Origin of the sequence: Lysinibacillus sp. NPDC097195 (assembly GCF_044762075.1) — a bacterium.
Taxonomy (GTDB): domain Bacteria; phylum Bacillota; class Bacilli; order Bacillales_A; family Planococcaceae; genus Lysinibacillus.
Genome location: NZ_JBIWDP010000001.1, coordinates 1,326,048 through 1,343,067, shown reverse-complemented (window position 1 = coordinate 1,343,067; position 17,020 = coordinate 1,326,048). Strand labels below are relative to the sequence as shown.

General features: G+C 34.9%; 20 protein-coding genes. 15 read left to right on the top strand and 5 right to left on the bottom strand.

What is annotated here, in order from left to right:
• Positions 1-7 precede the first annotated feature (7 nt).
• Positions 8-229, top strand: a complete 222-nt coding sequence (locus ACIQXI_RS06940) for a hypothetical protein (RefSeq protein WP_402922892.1) — start codon at positions 8-10, stop codon at positions 227-229.
• Positions 230-555: 326 nt separating this feature from the next.
• Here ACIQXI_RS06940 and ACIQXI_RS06935 read toward each other — a convergent pair whose 3' ends face one another.
• From ACIQXI_RS06935 to ACIQXI_RS06925, 3 genes are read right to left on the bottom strand one after another with little or no spacing between them, the layout of a single operon-like run.
• Positions 556-711, bottom strand: a complete 156-nt coding sequence (locus ACIQXI_RS06935; RefSeq protein ID WP_402922891.1) for a hypothetical protein — start codon at positions 709-711, stop codon at positions 556-558.
• A 14-nt stretch (positions 712-725) separates the two neighbouring features.
• On the bottom strand, positions 726-935 hold the full coding sequence (locus ACIQXI_RS06930) for a helix-turn-helix transcriptional regulator (RefSeq protein WP_402922889.1): 210 nt from the start codon (positions 933-935) through the stop codon (positions 726-728).
• Positions 936-937: 2 nt separating this feature from the next.
• Complete coding sequence (locus tag ACIQXI_RS06925; RefSeq protein WP_402922888.1) at positions 938-1,303, bottom strand: DUF3796 domain-containing protein; 366 nt, start codon at positions 1,301-1,303, stop codon at positions 938-940.
• A 315-nt stretch (positions 1,304-1,618) separates the two neighbouring features.
• On the opposite strand from ACIQXI_RS06925, the gene ACIQXI_RS06920 reads away from it, so the two are divergent.
• The 7 genes from ACIQXI_RS06920 (at position 1,619) to ACIQXI_RS06890 (ending at position 8,682) form a co-directional block, all read left to right on the top strand.
• Positions 1,619-2,158, top strand: a complete 540-nt coding sequence (locus ACIQXI_RS06920; protein ID WP_402922886.1) for a sigma-70 family RNA polymerase sigma factor — start codon at positions 1,619-1,621, stop codon at positions 2,156-2,158.
• Complete coding sequence (locus ACIQXI_RS06915; RefSeq protein ID WP_402922884.1) at positions 2,151-3,347, top strand: hypothetical protein; 1,197 nt, start codon at positions 2,151-2,153, stop codon at positions 3,345-3,347. The genes ACIQXI_RS06920 and ACIQXI_RS06915 overlap by 8 nt, the downstream gene beginning before the upstream one ends.
• 250 nt (positions 3,348-3,597) lie before the next feature.
• On the top strand, positions 3,598-5,043 hold the full coding sequence (locus tag ACIQXI_RS06910; RefSeq protein ID WP_402922882.1) for a diguanylate cyclase: 1,446 nt from the start codon (positions 3,598-3,600) through the stop codon (positions 5,041-5,043).
• A gap of 195 nt (positions 5,044-5,238) precedes the next feature.
• The gene (locus ACIQXI_RS06905; RefSeq protein ID WP_402922880.1) at positions 5,239-5,754 is read left to right on the top strand and encodes a sigma-70 family RNA polymerase sigma factor; all 516 of its coding nucleotides are present in this window, start codon (positions 5,239-5,241) and stop codon (positions 5,752-5,754) included.
• On the top strand, positions 5,741-6,409 hold the full coding sequence (locus ACIQXI_RS06900; protein ID WP_402922878.1) for a TIGR04104 family putative zinc finger protein: 669 nt from the start codon (positions 5,741-5,743) through the stop codon (positions 6,407-6,409). Before ACIQXI_RS06905 ends, ACIQXI_RS06900 begins: the two co-directional genes overlap by 14 nt.
• A 126-nt stretch (positions 6,410-6,535) precedes the next feature.
• A complete protein-coding gene (locus tag ACIQXI_RS06895) occupies positions 6,536-7,087 on the top strand; it encodes a biotin transporter BioY (RefSeq protein WP_402922877.1) in 552 nt (183 codons plus the stop codon).
• An 11-nt stretch (positions 7,088-7,098) separates the two neighbouring features.
• Entirely contained in the window at positions 7,099-8,682 is a 1,584-nt protein-coding gene (locus ACIQXI_RS06890) for an amidohydrolase (RefSeq protein ID WP_402922876.1), read from the top strand.
• 33 nt (positions 8,683-8,715) lie between these two features.
• Here ACIQXI_RS06890 and ACIQXI_RS06885 read toward each other — a convergent pair whose 3' ends face one another.
• Complete coding sequence (locus ACIQXI_RS06885) at positions 8,716-8,925, bottom strand: hypothetical protein (protein ID WP_402922875.1); 210 nt, start codon at positions 8,923-8,925, stop codon at positions 8,716-8,718.
• Positions 8,926-9,239: 314 nt separating this feature from the next.
• Between ACIQXI_RS06885 and ACIQXI_RS06880 the strand changes: the two genes are divergently transcribed.
• From ACIQXI_RS06880 to ACIQXI_RS06855, 6 genes are all read left to right on the top strand, one after another.
• The gene (locus ACIQXI_RS06880) at positions 9,240-11,009 is read left to right on the top strand and encodes a glycerophosphoryl diester phosphodiesterase membrane domain-containing protein (protein WP_402922874.1); all 1,770 of its coding nucleotides are present in this window, start codon (positions 9,240-9,242) and stop codon (positions 11,007-11,009) included.
• 123 nt (positions 11,010-11,132) lie between these two features.
• Complete coding sequence (locus ACIQXI_RS06875) at positions 11,133-12,074, top strand: stalk domain-containing protein (protein WP_402922873.1); 942 nt, start codon at positions 11,133-11,135, stop codon at positions 12,072-12,074.
• 186 nt (positions 12,075-12,260) lie between these two features.
• Entirely contained in the window at positions 12,261-12,866 is a 606-nt protein-coding gene (locus tag ACIQXI_RS06870) for a class I SAM-dependent methyltransferase (protein WP_402922872.1), read from the top strand.
• Entirely contained in the window at positions 12,844-13,527 is a 684-nt protein-coding gene (locus tag ACIQXI_RS06865) for a response regulator transcription factor (RefSeq protein ID WP_402922871.1), read from the top strand. The genes ACIQXI_RS06870 and ACIQXI_RS06865 overlap by 23 nt, the downstream gene beginning before the upstream one ends.
• On the top strand, positions 13,524-14,612 hold the full coding sequence (locus tag ACIQXI_RS06860) for a sensor histidine kinase (protein ID WP_402922870.1): 1,089 nt from the start codon (positions 13,524-13,526) through the stop codon (positions 14,610-14,612). Before ACIQXI_RS06865 ends, ACIQXI_RS06860 begins: the two co-directional genes overlap by 4 nt.
• A gap of 203 nt (positions 14,613-14,815) precedes the next feature.
• A complete protein-coding gene (locus tag ACIQXI_RS06855; RefSeq protein ID WP_402922868.1) occupies positions 14,816-15,469 on the top strand; it encodes a TVP38/TMEM64 family protein in 654 nt (217 codons plus the stop codon).
• Between the two features lie 128 nt (positions 15,470-15,597).
• Here the strand turns inward: ACIQXI_RS06855 and ACIQXI_RS06850 are convergent, their stop codons facing one another.
• The gene (locus tag ACIQXI_RS06850) at positions 15,598-16,134 is read right to left on the bottom strand and encodes a GNAT family N-acetyltransferase (RefSeq protein ID WP_402922866.1); all 537 of its coding nucleotides are present in this window, start codon (positions 16,132-16,134) and stop codon (positions 15,598-15,600) included.
• A 277-nt stretch (positions 16,135-16,411) separates the two neighbouring features.
• Here ACIQXI_RS06850 and ACIQXI_RS06845 point away from each other — a divergent pair, with 277 nt between their 5' ends.
• Complete coding sequence (locus ACIQXI_RS06845) at positions 16,412-16,990, top strand: GNAT family N-acetyltransferase (RefSeq protein ID WP_402922864.1); 579 nt, start codon at positions 16,412-16,414, stop codon at positions 16,988-16,990.
• Positions 16,991-17,020: the final 30 nt, after the last annotated feature.

The window sequence follows — 17,020 nt, the reverse complement described above, 5'->3', positions numbered from 1 at the left end:
GAAATGTATGCAAAAGGCTAACTTTATAAAATGCTTTGCTTTGTTTTTATTTACTACTGGCTTTTTATATGGGATCGGTGAAACATATAACATTTCGTGGCTGGCGTTTCGTTTTTTAGGCCGGTACGATGCTGAGGGTTTTTATTTTAGCTTTAATTCACTTGTTCCTGTCTTTGGAGGCTTGCTCATAGTAGGTCTATACGAAACAATCGCTAAACGATTTATATAATTAGTAGAAAATCCACTATTGAAATAAGGTGGGTTTTCTTTTTTATTCATGGCTGTTTTCTAAAAGATTGTTGCTGTTAAAACATAAAAACAGAGTTAATCTACAAAATATGTTGAATCAACTCTGTTTTTATGTTTGATATTTCGAAAATCGAATATTTAACTACAGCACCTTGTTAGTTTAAGAAGAACGGCGATTTTAATCGCGCCCATTAATGGAATAACTAAAATTATTCCATATTCAAATTCCTTATGATGGGTTTACCGGTTTCATACCAAACCGCTAAATCTTTAATTGAGAACAGTTCATCTGGCATAGTTTTCCCCTTATTTCGTATTTGTTTTTCTTTTAGATGCGACGACAAATACTACACCAACTAACAAGCATAAAGCAGCCGTTAAAAAATTAGATTTAACTAAACATACGATTGCACCGATGATCCAAATCAAACCAATCAATAATCTGAATGTTGTCCTGTTCAATCTTTTCATCTCCATTATTTTCCAAAGTCAAAATGGAACAAGTCGTCAATTGAAGCGTCCAATTCTATTGCGATTCGAACGGCTAATTCCAAAGAGGGATTATATTTTGCGTTCTCCAAACGCATAATCGTTTCTCTACGAACACCCACACGCTGTGCAAGTTCTTCTTGGGTAAAATCTTTTAAAAGACGATATTTTTTTATCTGAGTTGTAAAAGCTGTCATAATTATTCACCCGTATCATATTTGTAAGTCAAATACGCCCACAAATTCGTTCCCAAAGCGAAGGTCAGAGCTAAAATGATCAATTCAGCTCGATATAAAAACGCATAATCGATAGAAAGAAAACTTAATACCAAGCTGCTTAGAAACCCAAAACAGAAAGCAATGCTAAAAGCCATTGTCCCCGCAATATTGCGATTTTCGATTAAACGTTCATCTTCCCCTGCGCCTAATTTATGCCACCAGTAATATTGAAACCCTCCAAAAAAGGCAAAAAATAAATACATAGCAGGGGACCCGTTAGTCCCTGAAAACCCAAAAAATCCTAACAGCCCGATGAGCCAACTCTTGTTAGTCAATGTTTGTTTCATTAGTTATACCCCTCCTAAGTGATATATTTATCTCTCTATGTGATAAATATATCACATTTACAAATAATTGTAAATGAAAAGACAGCCCCAGCGGACTGTCTTAAATAAAGGCTGTTTTCTAAAAGATTGTTGCTGTTAAAACATAGAGACAGAGTTAATCTACAAAATGTGTAGAATCAACTCTGTTTTTATGTTTTATATTTCGTAAATCGAATATTTAACTAAAGCATCCCGTTAGTTGAAGAACAACAATCTTTACGAAAACAGCCTTATTCATTTATATAAAAATTTTACAAAAAGTGAAACGGTCGACCGTTGGTAATCGTTAATATGGTAACAGAGGAGGTGGACGGCATTCTGGAAAAAATTATTGACGATTATGCAGAGCATTTGCTGCGCCTCGCTTATTTTTATGTGAAAAATCAGCATGTAGCAGAGGATATTGTGCAAGAAGTATTTATCAAATTTTCGGAGCAAGCGCAAGCCTATGAGGAACGTGGGCAGTTACGCGCTTACTTATCGACGCTGACGATTAATAAAAGCAAAGACTATTTAAAAAGCTGGCATTATAAAAAATGCATTTTACAAGAAAAACTATTTTTAACACAAGCTAAAAAACAACGAGATGCCTTAATCGAAGCGGAGGAAAGATCACAAATCGGAGCGGCAATATTAAAACTTCCACTCACATATAGAGAGCCGATATTACTTTATTACTATGAAGAATTGAAGATTGCTGATATAGCGCAAGTGCTTGAATTACCTGAAAATACCGTCAAAACAAGATTGAAAAGAGCCCGCGAAGCATTAAAGCCTCATTTACGTGAGGAATGGGAGGTGTTACTACATGAATGAGGTCAAAAAAGAGTTGATTAAAATGACAGGAGATATGTCAAAAAATAAAGAACGCGTCAATCAACGTGTTTTGCAGCGTCATAAAGTGAAACCTAAAAAATCCATAAGCTTAAAGATCTTAACGGCCATTGTTACGCTTTTTTTAGTAGGGTTTGTTATACAGTTTTTAGATAGTGATAAAAAACACCAATCGGCACAATTATTTAATCAGACAGGGCTTACTTATTATCTGGATATAGCGGAACGTTTCTCTCTTGATCAGGGAAGAGAATTAGAAGAGGCTTATCGACGTTATGAGAAGCGAGTGGCCTCCTATTATTTTGCGCTGTCTCTCGGTATTGAAAGTACACAAGAGGAACGTAAGGCTGAAGGGCTGCAGCGTCTCGAAGAGTTAAAAATGCTACAAGAATCTTTTCCAGAATATGCGGAAATTTTAAAAAAACAAGGTTTAAATAAATATTTTACAAAGAATATTGAGCCATTATTACCATTGATGGTCGCTGAGAAAAAATTAGAAGCTTTATACGTAAAAAAATACCCAACATTTCCGGCTGAAATTGTAAGTGATATAGCTACACTAGATGCAATCCGCTACTTTAATACTCATTTTGCAGATCAAGCGAAAGCTTTTCAAGAGGAAATAGGACTCGAAAATTATACAAATATACGTCAAGGTAATGTCCATATTGGAACCGTTGTAGCAATCCAAGATAATGCTTTCTTACTTGTTGAAGGGGCAGTACCAGAAGAGGTAGTTAATATGTCGCAAGCACAAATTATTGATAAATATCAAAATGCAACATGGTATCCGCTACTTGATGATATTTCTCTGCAAATAGGAAATTATGTAGCTGTTCAGTCAATAGGTGGTGTTACTACCGATGAGGAGGTGCCAGTTAACCGTTTCGGTTTCATAGAGACATTAGAAATTATAGAACCGACTGTCACAACAAACCTCACGCTTGACAATGTTGATGAAGTGCGAGCATTTCTAAATCCAATAAATTGGAGAATGAAAGAAAAAACCTTTGACACACCCCCAAATTATGCGTTCAAATTAGATGGAGTGCGGGTGGACATTTGGGAAGGATATGGTCATTCACTTTGGTTACAAGCACAGGAATATGGTGAAATTCAACTGAGCCAGGAAAGAGCAGCGCAATTGAAAGTACTCTTAAAAGTGGAATAATCTTAACAAGTCTCTTGGTAAAGAGGCTTGTTTTTTTCATTAAATTACGCAACACCCTCACATCCTTATCCATGCAAACTTTAGGACAGATTTTGAAAAATAACAGCCAAAATAACGTCAAGTAGTAAATGTTAATTGTGTTTTAGGTTAAATTACTCATTAATTGGAAAATAAATAAGGAGAAAGAATTGTAATATTTTATAAGCAAATGTAGTATTAAGGGAGTAGGGGATGAAAAGGAGGGTGCGGTGTGGATTTACAAGAATTTGAAGAACTATGGATTACACTAAATGAATTATATAGTGCAAATCGCTATTTAGAATATATCGAGTTAAGTAGTGTTGCTATTGAAAGTGCTACTGAACTTGCAATGCATGATAAGGCAATGCATTTATTGCGATACAGCTGTATTAGCTATTTTCAAGTAGGGGATCTACAAATTTCCATTAATTTACTAGAAAAATACCGCGAACTGACTTTTTTATATGGGAATGATATTGATGTTATTCAGTATTATTCACTTGCCTCCATTTATTGGGGAACTTTCGGGCATTTGAAAAAATCGGTAGAGCTTTTAATGAAAGGACTTGAAATTGCCGAACGTATACAACACATTGAAAGTTTAGGAAAAATCTATAATAATTTAAGTGGGATTGAGATTGAGCTTGGCCAGTTCGCAAAGGCAAAAAGCTTGGCATTGAAGAGCTTATATTATGCCAATGAATTTGAAACAAAACATGAGCACCCTTATCAAAGTATTATCCACCCGAAAACCAATTTAGCGATTGCGCATATTTGGTTGGGAGATTTTGAGCAATCGGATGTCATTATACAGGAGTTACTCCTGAAAATTAAAGAGCCACCTTATAATAAGGCGCAATTAGAAGTGTTCAATGCCCAAGCACTGTTATTTGAAAAACAAGGGCATCTTGGTCAAGCCATAGATATGTATCAAAAATCAAAACATTATGCGTTACAAAACAATGACCTTTCATTATTACAGACGATTTACAATTCATTAGTAAACCTTATCGAAGTGCAAGGGAATAAAATTATTTTGTGTGCCGTGCAAAAGGAATATATAAATATTTTATTAGAAATGCAACGAGAAAATTATACGCAAGAGTTATTCGAGATGGAGTATAACGATCAGAAAAAGCAGTTTGAGCGAACTTCCTATATCGATCCACTTACGAATATTTACAATCGCCGCTATTTTGATGAGAATGCAAAAGAAATGGTGAAGTGTGCAGCTCATCATCAGAAATTAGCTTTACTAATGATTGATTTAGATCATTTTAAATCAATCAATGATTCGAATGGTCATTTATTTGGGGATGATGCTTTAACGATAACAGCCACCACGTTAGAACAATTTTTTCAACCATACGAATCCATTGTTGCTCGTTTTGGTGGAGATGAATTTATTGTGCTTATCCAGTTAAAACAAGAAGAATCGATTACGATCATTGCTCAAAATTTATACGATACGTTGACAGCACTTTCGTTAACGGTAAATGATGCTATTGTGCAGTTAGAATTTAGTATAGGTGTCAGTACAAATGAGGATGGTCACATTACGAGAGTGGAGCAATTAATTCATCATGCTGATGAAGCACTTTATACATCCAAACGCAATGGACGTAACCAAATAACGTTCTATAACCAATATAGTAATGTGGGAAATAGTAAATAAAGGAATTAATATTCGCTTCAAACAATGATCCGTAACCTTTGTTTTTCCGGACAAAGGGAGCGGATTTTTTGTGAAAAAAAATAGCGATTTTAAAAGGAACATTTCACTAGGAAAACGGGTAACAAAAAAATTTTACGAAAGTGAATCGGAACTAGATTTTGGAACGTCTGTAGTTTAGAAAGAAGGTGAGGCACAATGGAGATTGAACAAATTATTGCAGAGCACGGGGATTATTTACTGAAAGTTGCTTTTTTATATGTGAAAAATGAAGCAACAGCTGAAGATATTGTCCAAGATGTGTTTATTGCCTTTTATCAAAAGCAGCAACAATTTCGCCAAGAATCTTCTTTACGTACATATTTGGTCAAAATGACGGTCAATCGCAGTCACGATTATTTACGTAGTTGGAAAAGTAAACGGCTGTCATTATTTGAGAAAATAACAGGACGCGTTTCGACCAAAACACCAGAAAAAGCAATGCTTGCTAAATCGACTAAACAGCTGCTAGTAGAAGCATTATTCACACTAACTGTGCCTTATAGAGAGGTCTTAATTCTCTATTATTTTGAGGACATGTCCACAGTCGACATTGCTAAGCTTATTGGCTGTCCTGAGGCAACTGTAAGAACGAGGTTACAGCGGGCGAGAAAACAACTAGCAACAATAATCGCTGACGATGATTGGGAGGTGCTACGCTTTGAATCAATTTAAAGAAAACGTTCTACATGAGTTACAACATGTAAATCTAACGGATGAAAAAAAGCAGCGCATTGCGCAAAAAATGAGAAATAGTAAACATAGAAGTACTAGCCAACGAACTTACCGAATCGTCCTTGCGACTTTTACGCTACTTGCAATTGGTTTTAGTGCTCTTATCGCACGCAATTCGCAACAGCGCACAGCGACGATGCAAGGAGCCGCATTACAGCAAGACACAGTACAATGGAGCTTTTGGTCGTACTTAGCGAATGATTGGGTGAAAGGGATGCTACTTCTCAGCTGTTTTGTCATGATTGCCATGATAATCAAGCGTATATTGCGTAAAAAAGGCTATGGCTTGCCTGTATGTATTGCTTGTGGAGAAATTTGGTCTGCTAAGCAAGCACGTAAACTGTATTGGAAAAATGGACAGCAAATTGCCTGCCCACATTGTAGTAAAAAGCTCTATCGCACGCAAAAGTCAGCACAATTAGCTGGCATGCTCAATATGCCTATACCATTTATGGTGATTGTGCTGCAAGCTTTTGATCAGTTTTTTATTGGCCTTATATTTTATATGTTAAGCAGCGTAATTTTTATCTATTTATTAATACCTAATATAGTAAAATTACAAGAAAATGATCCTAGCAAGGAACCTCTTTGGTAGCTTAGTTGGCGACGATAAAGACCACTTTTTATTCTAATTTGTCGAAATCGATTGACAACGGTTTTTATTTGCATTATCTTTTGGTTAACTTATTTTGAAAATAGGTTAACTAAAGGGGGATTTACATTGAAAAAAAGTAGTACGTACAATTACGTGTTAGCGGCGTTCGGAGCGGCCATTATCGCAGTTCTTGCACAGGTCACAATTCCGCTACCACTCATTCCAATTACTGGTCAAACTTTAGCTGTAGGCTTAGTTGTCACAATTTTAGGTACAAAACTTGGTACACTTTCTGTACTTGTCTATATTTTACTTGGAACAGCAGGTCTTCCCGTATTTAGTGGAATGTCAGGTGGCTATGGCATTATCATAGGACCAACAGGGGGCTATATTGTAGGTTTCCTTGCAGCGGCTGTATTAATGGGTTTATACTTAGATAAATTTGGTATTACCGTTGTACAAGCAGTTATCGCCAACTTAATTGGTATGGTCATAACATTGGCATTTGGTACAACTTGGTTAAAAATTGTTGGCGATTTAACATGGACTGCCGCATTTATGGGCGGTGCAGCGCCATTTATCATTGTTGGAATTTTAAAAGCAGTCCTTGCGGCATGGCTCGGTGTCATTGTACGTAGACGCTTAGAAAGTGCACATTTAATTGAAGCAGTAGCATAGGGGGAAAATGGATGGCAACACTTTGGACAGGTGGAACAATTTATACGATGGAACGAGAGGGTGAAACCGTTGAAGCTGTACTTGAAAAAGATGGACAAATAGTAGCTGTAGGCTCTGCCGATAGTTTAATAGCCCAAGCTACAACGGTTCGAGATTTACAAGGAAATGTGATGTACCCAGGATTTGTCGATAGTCATTTGCATATTATTGGCTATGGAGAAAAACTAATGCACATTGATGTGTCCAACGTTACTAGTAAGGAAGAGTTGTTACATATTATTCGTGAACGGATGGAAGGTGTCCCTTCAGGGCAATGGGTTGTAGCGATTGGCATGAATGAAACAGGCTATACAGAGCCAATTTTCCCAACTTTATCGGAGCTCGATGCACTTGGGGATGCCCATCTGATTATTAAACGAAGTTGCCATCATTTAATTTTAGCTAATTCAAAGGCACTTGCATTTGCAAATATTACTAATGATACACCTTCTCCAGAAGGGGGCATTATTGAAAAGAAGAATGGTCAAGTAACTGGTGTATTAAAAGATACAGCATTATATTTAATCGTTAACCATATGCCATATTATACCCCTGACTATATTGAAGAAGCTTTGCAAAAGTCTGTAGCATCGCTTCAATCTTATGGTTTAGTAGGAGGTCATTCAGAAGATTTAAGTTATTTTGGTCCACCAAGTCAACCAATTAATGCCTATCGAAAAATAGTGGATGCACAACACTCATTTAAAGTGCATTTATTGCAACACCACACAGTTTTTGAGGAAGTTGCATTGTTAAATGAACAATCAACACGCTATGTCCAATTTGGGGCAATGAAAATTTTTGTTGATGGTGCTTTCGGTGGTCGTACGGCGGCATTACGTGAGCCATATTGTGATGACCCAGAAAATAGTGGTATTCTCGTTCATTCAACAGCGCAATTAGAGCACTATGTGCAATTAGCAAGGCGCTATGGGCAAACAGTTGCAGTCCATGCAATAGGAGATTTAGCCATTGAAATAATCTTGGATATTTTTGCTGCAAATCCACCACAAGAAGGACAATTGGATCGTTTAATTCATTGTAGTCTGGTTGATGAAGCGATTTTAGAGAAGCTGGCAGCATTACCAATCGCTGTTGATATGCAACCACAGTTTGTACAAGGTGAGTATTTAGCTGAACGTGTTAAGTTAGGAGAGCAACGTTCACAGGGCTTACATCCGCTAAAATCATTATTAGATCATGGATTGATTGTAGCAGGTGGAAGTGATGCGCCTATAGAAGTACCGAATCCTTTATTCGGCATTTATGCCGCAGTGACGAGACGAAATTTTGGAGAAAGTCATAATGGTTTTGGCCCGCAGGAGAAAATTTCGCGTTTTGAGGCAGTACGCCTGTATACAGTTGGATCTGCTGAAATAATTGGCCAAGAGGACACTCGAGGCAAAATAAAAAAAGGATTTAGTGCTGATTTCACTGTATTCGAAGAGGATATTTTCGCTGTAGATATCGAAAAAATACCTCAAGTACAAGTTGCTTATACAGTTGTGGATGGTCGTATTGTTTATGAAAAATCAAAAAAACGTTGTGAGGCATAGCCTTACAACGTTTTTTTTTTGAATATCATTGCGCTATGGACGTTTAGATAGTTCATGCACTTGTTTCTCTAAATCATTCACTCGTATTACCAGTTGTGCTACTTGATGTTGTAGCGTGGATGATGGAGGTGGAAGTGGAGTAGTCTTTACTTTTTTAATCATCTTTATCAGTAAGTAAAACATTGCGATAAAAATAACAAGTATAAACAAAGTACTTATAAGATCACCGATATTGAATTGCAACGAAGTTCCCTCCTTATGTTGTTTACAGTACTATATTTACTGCTAGCGTACCTAAAAAGTTTCAAATTTATTTAGTGCAAAGCCCTCGGTCATTTATCTTCTTGCAATTGAAAGCATAAACTAATGGGATATTTCTTTCATTTGCTTGCTTTAGTAACGTTAAACGCAAGCATTCTCGAAAAAATTGAACGATAACTATGCCTAAGCAAACTTGATAATTTATTCAATTTTGATGATAAATTGGAATGCAAAAATTATCATAGATTATTAGAAGTAATAGTGTGAATCGGCTAGTACACGACAGGGGTGAGGGTATGAGAAAAGTACGTCAAATATTGCGACAAGCAATCCATAACATTGATACATATCGCAACGATTATGTACGTGTTTTCATAATGATTCGTCTACTTCAGTTTATATTCGTCATCCTAGTGTCAACACAACTTTGGAGCCTCATGCTCAATGTAACAGGTTACAACCGCCTTACAACACAAAATTTCCAAAGCTTTTTAATGCACCCCTTTGTCCTAGTGATGATGGTTCTGCTACTATTGGTCATATTGCTATTTATTTATTATGAGATGGGTTTCCTATTTATCATCGCATTTAATCAGCAAAGAGCTATTCGCTATCGATTTTTAACAATATGGCAACAACTTAATCGCAAACTTATTTACTCCTTTAGCCTGCAAGTTATGTATTTATTGCTATACATTACACTGTTGTTGCCATTAGCATCATTTGTGCTTCCTCTAACATTCACTCAAGGAATACCATTACTTCACATTTTTTCAAATGAAATAATGAGCACCGGATTTGGAAGGATACTATATGGTGCTGTAGCTAGTATTATAGTAGTTATAAGCTTCAGAAGTTTTTTAACATTACCTATTTTTACAATACAGTCGAATATTTCAATACGCCAATCTTTCCTACGGAGTTGGCGCTTTTCAAAACGAGGGTTAATTAGACTAACACTTTTACTGGCAATGGTTTTTACAGGTCATCTAGTGATTTTATTAACGATGACAGTGATCGGTATGCTACCTCTCTTTTTTTTAGAGCGATGGATGCCCAAGACTGCACTGGTAACGGCGGGGCTCACTTTAGCATTTTTAGAAATAGTTTTTGTAATGTTATTTAGTTTGTTGCAAGTGATGTTTGCGCAAGTTATGGTTGCCAGTATGTTTCATAGCCGCAATTATGGGGTATCAAAAAATACGCCGAAGAGCAAACGCATTAATGCTTTGCCAATGATACTTTGTGTGATTTTTGTCATATTAAGCATGATAAATATTTACGCGTTAGATAAAAGTGTTTATGCTCCGGAAACAAAAATTATTGCACATCGAGGCTATACAGCAGGCAATATAGAAAATACAATAAGTGGACTTGTTAGTGCAGCCAATGCAGGTGCCGACATCATTGAAATAGATATTCAGCAAACAGTAGATGGAGAATTTGTCGTTTATCATGATCGTACATTAAGGCGCTTAGCAGGAAAAAATGGGGTTATTGCCAATATGACGCTTAGTGATTTAAAAACCATTACGATCTATGATAATGGTATGAGTGATAAAATCGCTTCTTTAGATGACTTTATTGAAGTCGCGAAGGCACTTGATGTGACGCTACTTATTGAAGTAAAAGCTCACGGTAACGCAAGGGAGGACTTATTGCCTCGATTAGTAGAAAAATTACGATACTATAAAGTGTTAGATACGTATTATGTGCAGTCTGCCAATGCACAATTAATGACACAGTTAAAGAGCATAACACCTAATTTACGCGTCGGTATTGTCTATGCACTTGATATTGAATCCATTGATGCGTTAAATGTCGATTTTATTGCACTAGAAGAATCGTGGGTCAATGAGCGTTTAATTATGGAGCTGAAGAACCAACATATGGATTTATTTGTTTGGACTTTAAATAAAGATCGTTCATTGCAGGAGTTTATTGAAAAAAATGTGTCGGGCGTGATTACTGATCATCCAGATATTGCATTAGAAATAAGGGCAAAGCAAAGTGAACAACAATATTTTTTACAACGGGTAGTAACTCGACTATCAACGATTTTTTAGCTCGAAAACGCATAAAAATTCTATTTAACGAAAAAATAAAAAATAATATGGTAATTATGTAACCTTTTTCTTTTAAAATCGACTACTTCTATGAATTCGTGAAATGAAGGAGATGTATTTTTTATGAAAATGACGAAGGTCGTGCCATTTGCAATGACAGCATTATTACTAGGAAGTGTTGCTATTGCACCAACAGCATCAGCAAATGAAGGAGAAGCAGTTGTGACAAATGATACGAAACAAGAACAACAAAATTCGCAAGTGCAGCCGATTTTTGTAAAAGTAGCTGGTACAGTTGAAAATGTCGAAGAGCGTGACAATGCCACATATTATACAACGAAAGATGGAGAAAATACGAATGTTTTTGTTGTAAATAAGGACACGCTTATTTTTGATAATACAGGGAAAGAAGTAAAGCTACAAAAAGGTGATAAAGTAACTGCTTATACGTACGCGAATAAGCCAATGCTTATGATTTATCCACCACAATATAACGCGGATGTCATTATTGTTGAAACAGAGGAAATGGGCAGTGCTACAGTGGACTTTTTCGATAAAGATTTAGTCAATACGGATAACTCGTTAAAACTAAATGTTGGGAAAGAAACAATCATTGAAAGCCAATCAGGTAAAGCTGTGACAACAGAAAATTTAGCAGAGCAACATTTACTTGTGTTCTATACTATTACAACAAGAAGTATTCCGGCTCAAACACCACCTACAAAAGTAGTTGTGTTAGACGCTACAGCTGAAGAACATGTGGAAGAAGCACAAGCAGCTTCTTTTGATGCAGCTATTGAAGAAATTATTAAAAATGATTCTTATGATATCAATGGTACAACAATGGTACCACTACGACTTATCGCTGAAGAACTTGGCTTTAAAGTAGAATCAACAGGAACGGGTGCTATACTTTCAAAAGGTGTTGTTTCTTATACAATTACCCGTGGAGAAAAAGCGTATGGCTACAATAAAGCGCTACGTTACTTTGAAGTAGCACCTGCTTTATTAGAACCATCTAAAACATATGTACCTGTTGAATTTTTTGAAGAATTAATGCAATAACAAACATGAAACCCCTTCCAAGTACAAAGGAGGGGTTTTTTATTTTTTTTACTGAATATTTTGAATTGTTTCGGTGCCTGGCACTTGATTTATTTTCTTCAGGATTCTTAAGAATTTTCGGCATGTCCTCTTAAGGTTTGATTTATAAAGTAAGATGGTGAATTCAAACCAATGAGGTGAATAATAGTGAAAAAGTTTTCTTTCTTATGGCAATTTATTGTGAATCCTAAAACAATAGGGGCTATTCTTCCAAGCTCAAGTTCTTTGGGCGATAAAATGATGGAAAAAATTGATTTTACTGAAGCAAAATATATAGTTGAATATGGTCCAGGTACAGGAGTTTTTACAGATAAATTACTTGCCAAAAGAAATGCAGAGACAATTATTTTATTAGTAGAAAATAATATAAAATTTTGTACTTTGCTTAAACAGCGCTATAAAGGACATGATAATGTATACATTATATATGGTTCTGCTGAAAATATTGAAACTTATTTACAAGAATATCATATTCCTTATGCTGATTATGTTGTTTCAGGGCTGCCATTTTCGAGTTTACCCGAAAAGTTATCAAGGGCGATTTTAGCCAACACTACAAAAATTTTAAAAAACAATGGATTGTTCATTACATTTCAATATACAAAATTTAAAAAGACATTCATTAAGCAGTATTTTACACAATTAGAAATCGCCAGAGAATTTAGAAATTGGCCACCTGCATACATCTTTAGCTGTTCAGTAGCAAAAAAACATACGGAGGAAATTGTACATGTCAAAAATACTCATAGTTGATGATGATAAAGAGATAAGAAATCTTATTGCGGTATATTTAGAAAATGAAGGGATGGAAATAGCACAGGCAGAAGATGCATTAGAAGCATTAATTATGCTCGAAAAAAAAGAATTTGATCTTATAATTCTAGATATTATGATGCCAAAAATGGATGGAATCGACGCATGCTTGAAAATTCGACAAGAGCGCAGCATGCCGATTATTATGCTTTCAGCAAAATCAGAGGATATGGATAAAATTAAAGGTCTTGCTGCGGGTGCTGATGATTATTTATCTAAACCATTTAACCCATTGGAGTTAATCGCTAGGGTAAAATCACAATTAAGAAGGTATAAAAAGTATAATACAGACACAACATTCGAAAAAAATGTAATTGAAATAGGAGATTTAACCATTCATACAGATACCCGTCAAGTATGGATACACAAAAAAGAAATTAGGTTGACACCAAAAGAGTTCGATATTTTAGAACTTCTTGCTCGCAACAAAGGGATTGTCTTAAGCGTTGCCAAAATTTACGAGGCAGTTTGGAAAAATGACTTTTATAAATCAGATAATACGGTGATGGTACACATTACAAAAATTAGAGACAAGATTGAAGACGATCCAAAACATCCAATTTATATTAAGACGATTTGGGGTGTAGGATATAAAATATGACAACGATTAAGTTTCGTAATAAACTTTCTTTTCAGCTTCTCGTAATGATTGTGATCAGTTTATTCGGTACTATTTTAGTAATGAGCGTTTTATCTAGACCTATATTTGAATTAATAAGATTGACTATGAATAATGAGAATCTCCTTGTAGTCCAAGCAAGTGTGGCTTTTTTTGGGTGGTTTTTCATTGCAATCGTAACGTTTGTGCTAATTTTCATCATGCTAGTGAGGAAAAAAATTTTATATTTGAAGTTAATTTCCGATACCGTTCAACATATTGCCAGTGGACAATTAGGACAAACAATTGATATTAAAGGGAAAGATGAATTATCTCAGCTAGCGATGAACATCAATTATATGTCCCAAGAGTTAGAACATAAATTTATACAAGAAAGACAAATAGAAAAAGAAAAAAACGAGCTTATTACAAATATATCGCATGACTTACGGACTCCCTTGACGTCTATTATTGGCTATTTAAAATTAATAAAAGACGGTCAATATAGACATCAAGAACAACTCCATGAATATTTTGAAACAATTTATTCAAAATCTTCTAGACTAAAACATTTGATTGATGAACTGTTTGAATTTAGCCGTTTATCAAGCCCAGATGTAAAATTAAATTTAAGTCGTATTGACATGACTGGCTTACTGCAGCAAATCATAGGAGAGTATATACCAATATTCGAAGAGCAACAATTGACTGTTGAAAAATCGCTAACGGATGAAGATATTTATGTTGTAATCGATATTGAGAAAATGGTTCGTGTCTATGAAAACCTTTTTATAAATGCGATAAAATACAGTCAAAAGCCTTCTGAAATACTTATTTCCTTTGAGGCAGAAGAGCATACCACCATTTTAAAAGTATCAAATAGAATAGAAAATCCTCCAAAGGAAAGTATTAATAAAATGTTTGAGCGGTTTTTTAAGGGGGATAATGCGAGAAAAGATGCTCAGGGGACTGGGCTTGGACTTTCCATTGCTAAAAGAATTATGGAGCTGCATCATGGCGATATTTATGCAGAATACAAAAATGGTTGGATTACTTTTACGCTGTTATTACCGATTAAACCAAAATAAAGAATAATTTAGAGATGTCTATTAAACAAACGACATCTCTTTTTATGTTCAATTTAAATGATAAGCACTGTGGCACTTCTTTTATCATACATTGACATAGGCAGATATTAATCATCTTAAGAATCCTTAATGATTTCAAGGTATATTTCTTAATGTTTGTTTTTTATTATATGTAGACCGATAGTGTTAAGGAGCGTGAAGACATGCGAAAGAAATTAACCCTCATCATTATTTGGGTTTTCATCATTTGTTTAGTCAAGCATTTTGATATCCTTTCATTTAATGTGGGTACACTACAAGATATTGTTGCTAGCCATAAGGATTATGCCTATCTTTTGTTTATTGGGCTATGGTTAATTAGACTCGTTGTCCTTATTCCAGGTACGACGTTAATGATTTTAGGAGGGGTTTGCTTTTCTCCTTTGGCAGCCTTTTGTTTATCAAGCGTGGGCCTGCTAGTAAGTGAAACATTAGTTTATTTCGTTTCTAAAGGGTTTGTTGGAAGAAGAGTTCATCAATATTTAGAGAATAAATACCCTGATTTAAAAGATTTACTACTAGCTTATCATTATAAATTTCTGGCCATAGGCGTTATTTGTCCAATAGCACCAGCAGATGTCATTTGTTTCTTATCAGCATCTGTAGGAATAAAATATTCAACATACCTTTTAACCATTATGATTGCAAGTACACCATTAAGGATAGTATATAGTTTTATCGGAAATGGCCTACATGATTATACAATTGGGCTAGTGTTAGTAATGGTTTCTTTGTTTGTGCTAATTGTAGCAACGAACAAAATTTGGCATAATCTGAAGGAAAAACGAAAAATAGCATTCCAACAATCTTCTAGATAAAACTTAAAGGTGCCAATGATTTCAAAAAATTGTTAAAGTGATCTTGAAATCGATACAATAAGAAAAAGAGCTGACTAAGCAGCTCAAAAATTGTTACGCAAAGCATTTGTTACTAGCAAAGAAACGCCTCAGAATTGTAAATACCAAAACACAGCTTTTTCATTCGCATATTTGGAGTTAGCATACAGCATGTTGTCTACTGCACCAATAGAGAATCCATTTTTAGCATAAAAACGACAAGCCAGCAAGTTAACATCTTGTGTTTCAAGCGTCAAACCATTCATTTCTTTTTCTATAGCCCACTCTTTAGCTTTATTTAATAATGCAGTACCTATACCTTTTCCTCTATGACTTTTTGAGATAATAAGTCTATCAATTGAAGCATACTTAGTCACACTTTTTGATAAAGTGATTTGCCCTAAACATACATGATCCAAATAGTATAAAAAAGCGATACTATCTTCATTGCCAATATATTCATCAAGTCCATCTTCTTGTTGATAGGTTGTTTCATAAGTTTTTTCATATAGTTCTTCTTGAAAGGACCAGCAATCATGCTGATAGGTTGGTAGTAACTTTCCTATAACTTCAAATGTCTGATTGCTATCATTATAATCACTTATATTTTCATAGGTCATTTCAATAATTTTTGCATTGTCTCGCATACGTTCTCCTAATCCATAAGCAAACGTAGTTTATAGAGGTATAGTACGCTTGCTTAAATTTTGTTAACCTCGATTATAATTTTCTTCTGTTTAAGCATCGCACATTGTTCCTTTCAATTGTCAAATTAAAGCATCTTAATACTAACTAAAAATGTTTGGATTAACAACTTTTACGTTTTACAAGTTTGTAAATTGCAATGTAATTATTTTTTTAGCTTCAATTCGAATTACCTTTTTGTTACAATTTTAGGGTGGAATAACGAAAGGAAGAATTAGGATGCTTATAGACAAAAAAGAACTTAATATAAATGGGCTTCAATATACCATCAGATCTGCCATCAAAACAGATGCTAAAAACTTAGTTGCCCTAAGATACCAAATTGATGGAGAGACAGAAAATCTAGATAGAGTGCAAGGTGAGGCCTTTATCGATACTGCTGGATTTGAAAAAATAATTGAAGCTGATACTGAGAATCAGTCCAGCATATTTTTAGTCGCTGTTGCTCAAAATCAACTTGTAGGATTTGCACGATGTGAAGGATTTCAACTAAAAAGATTTTCTCATAAAACTGAATTTGGCGTTGCAATATTAAAAGCGTTTTGGGGATATGGCATAGGGAAACATTTCTTAATAGAGTCTATTTCTTGGGCAGAAGAAAATAACATTCAAAAAATAGTGTTAAACGTTTTGGAAACCAATAAGAAAGCAATTAAACTCTATCAAAAACATGGCTTTGAAATAGAAGGACTTTTAAAAAAAGACAAAATGCTTTCTGATGGTAAATATTACAATACTATTGTGATGGGTAGATTTACTAACAATCAAAATCAAGTGAACAACGGCAATGCATTATGATAGTAATTGATGGATACTGTCAGGAAATTA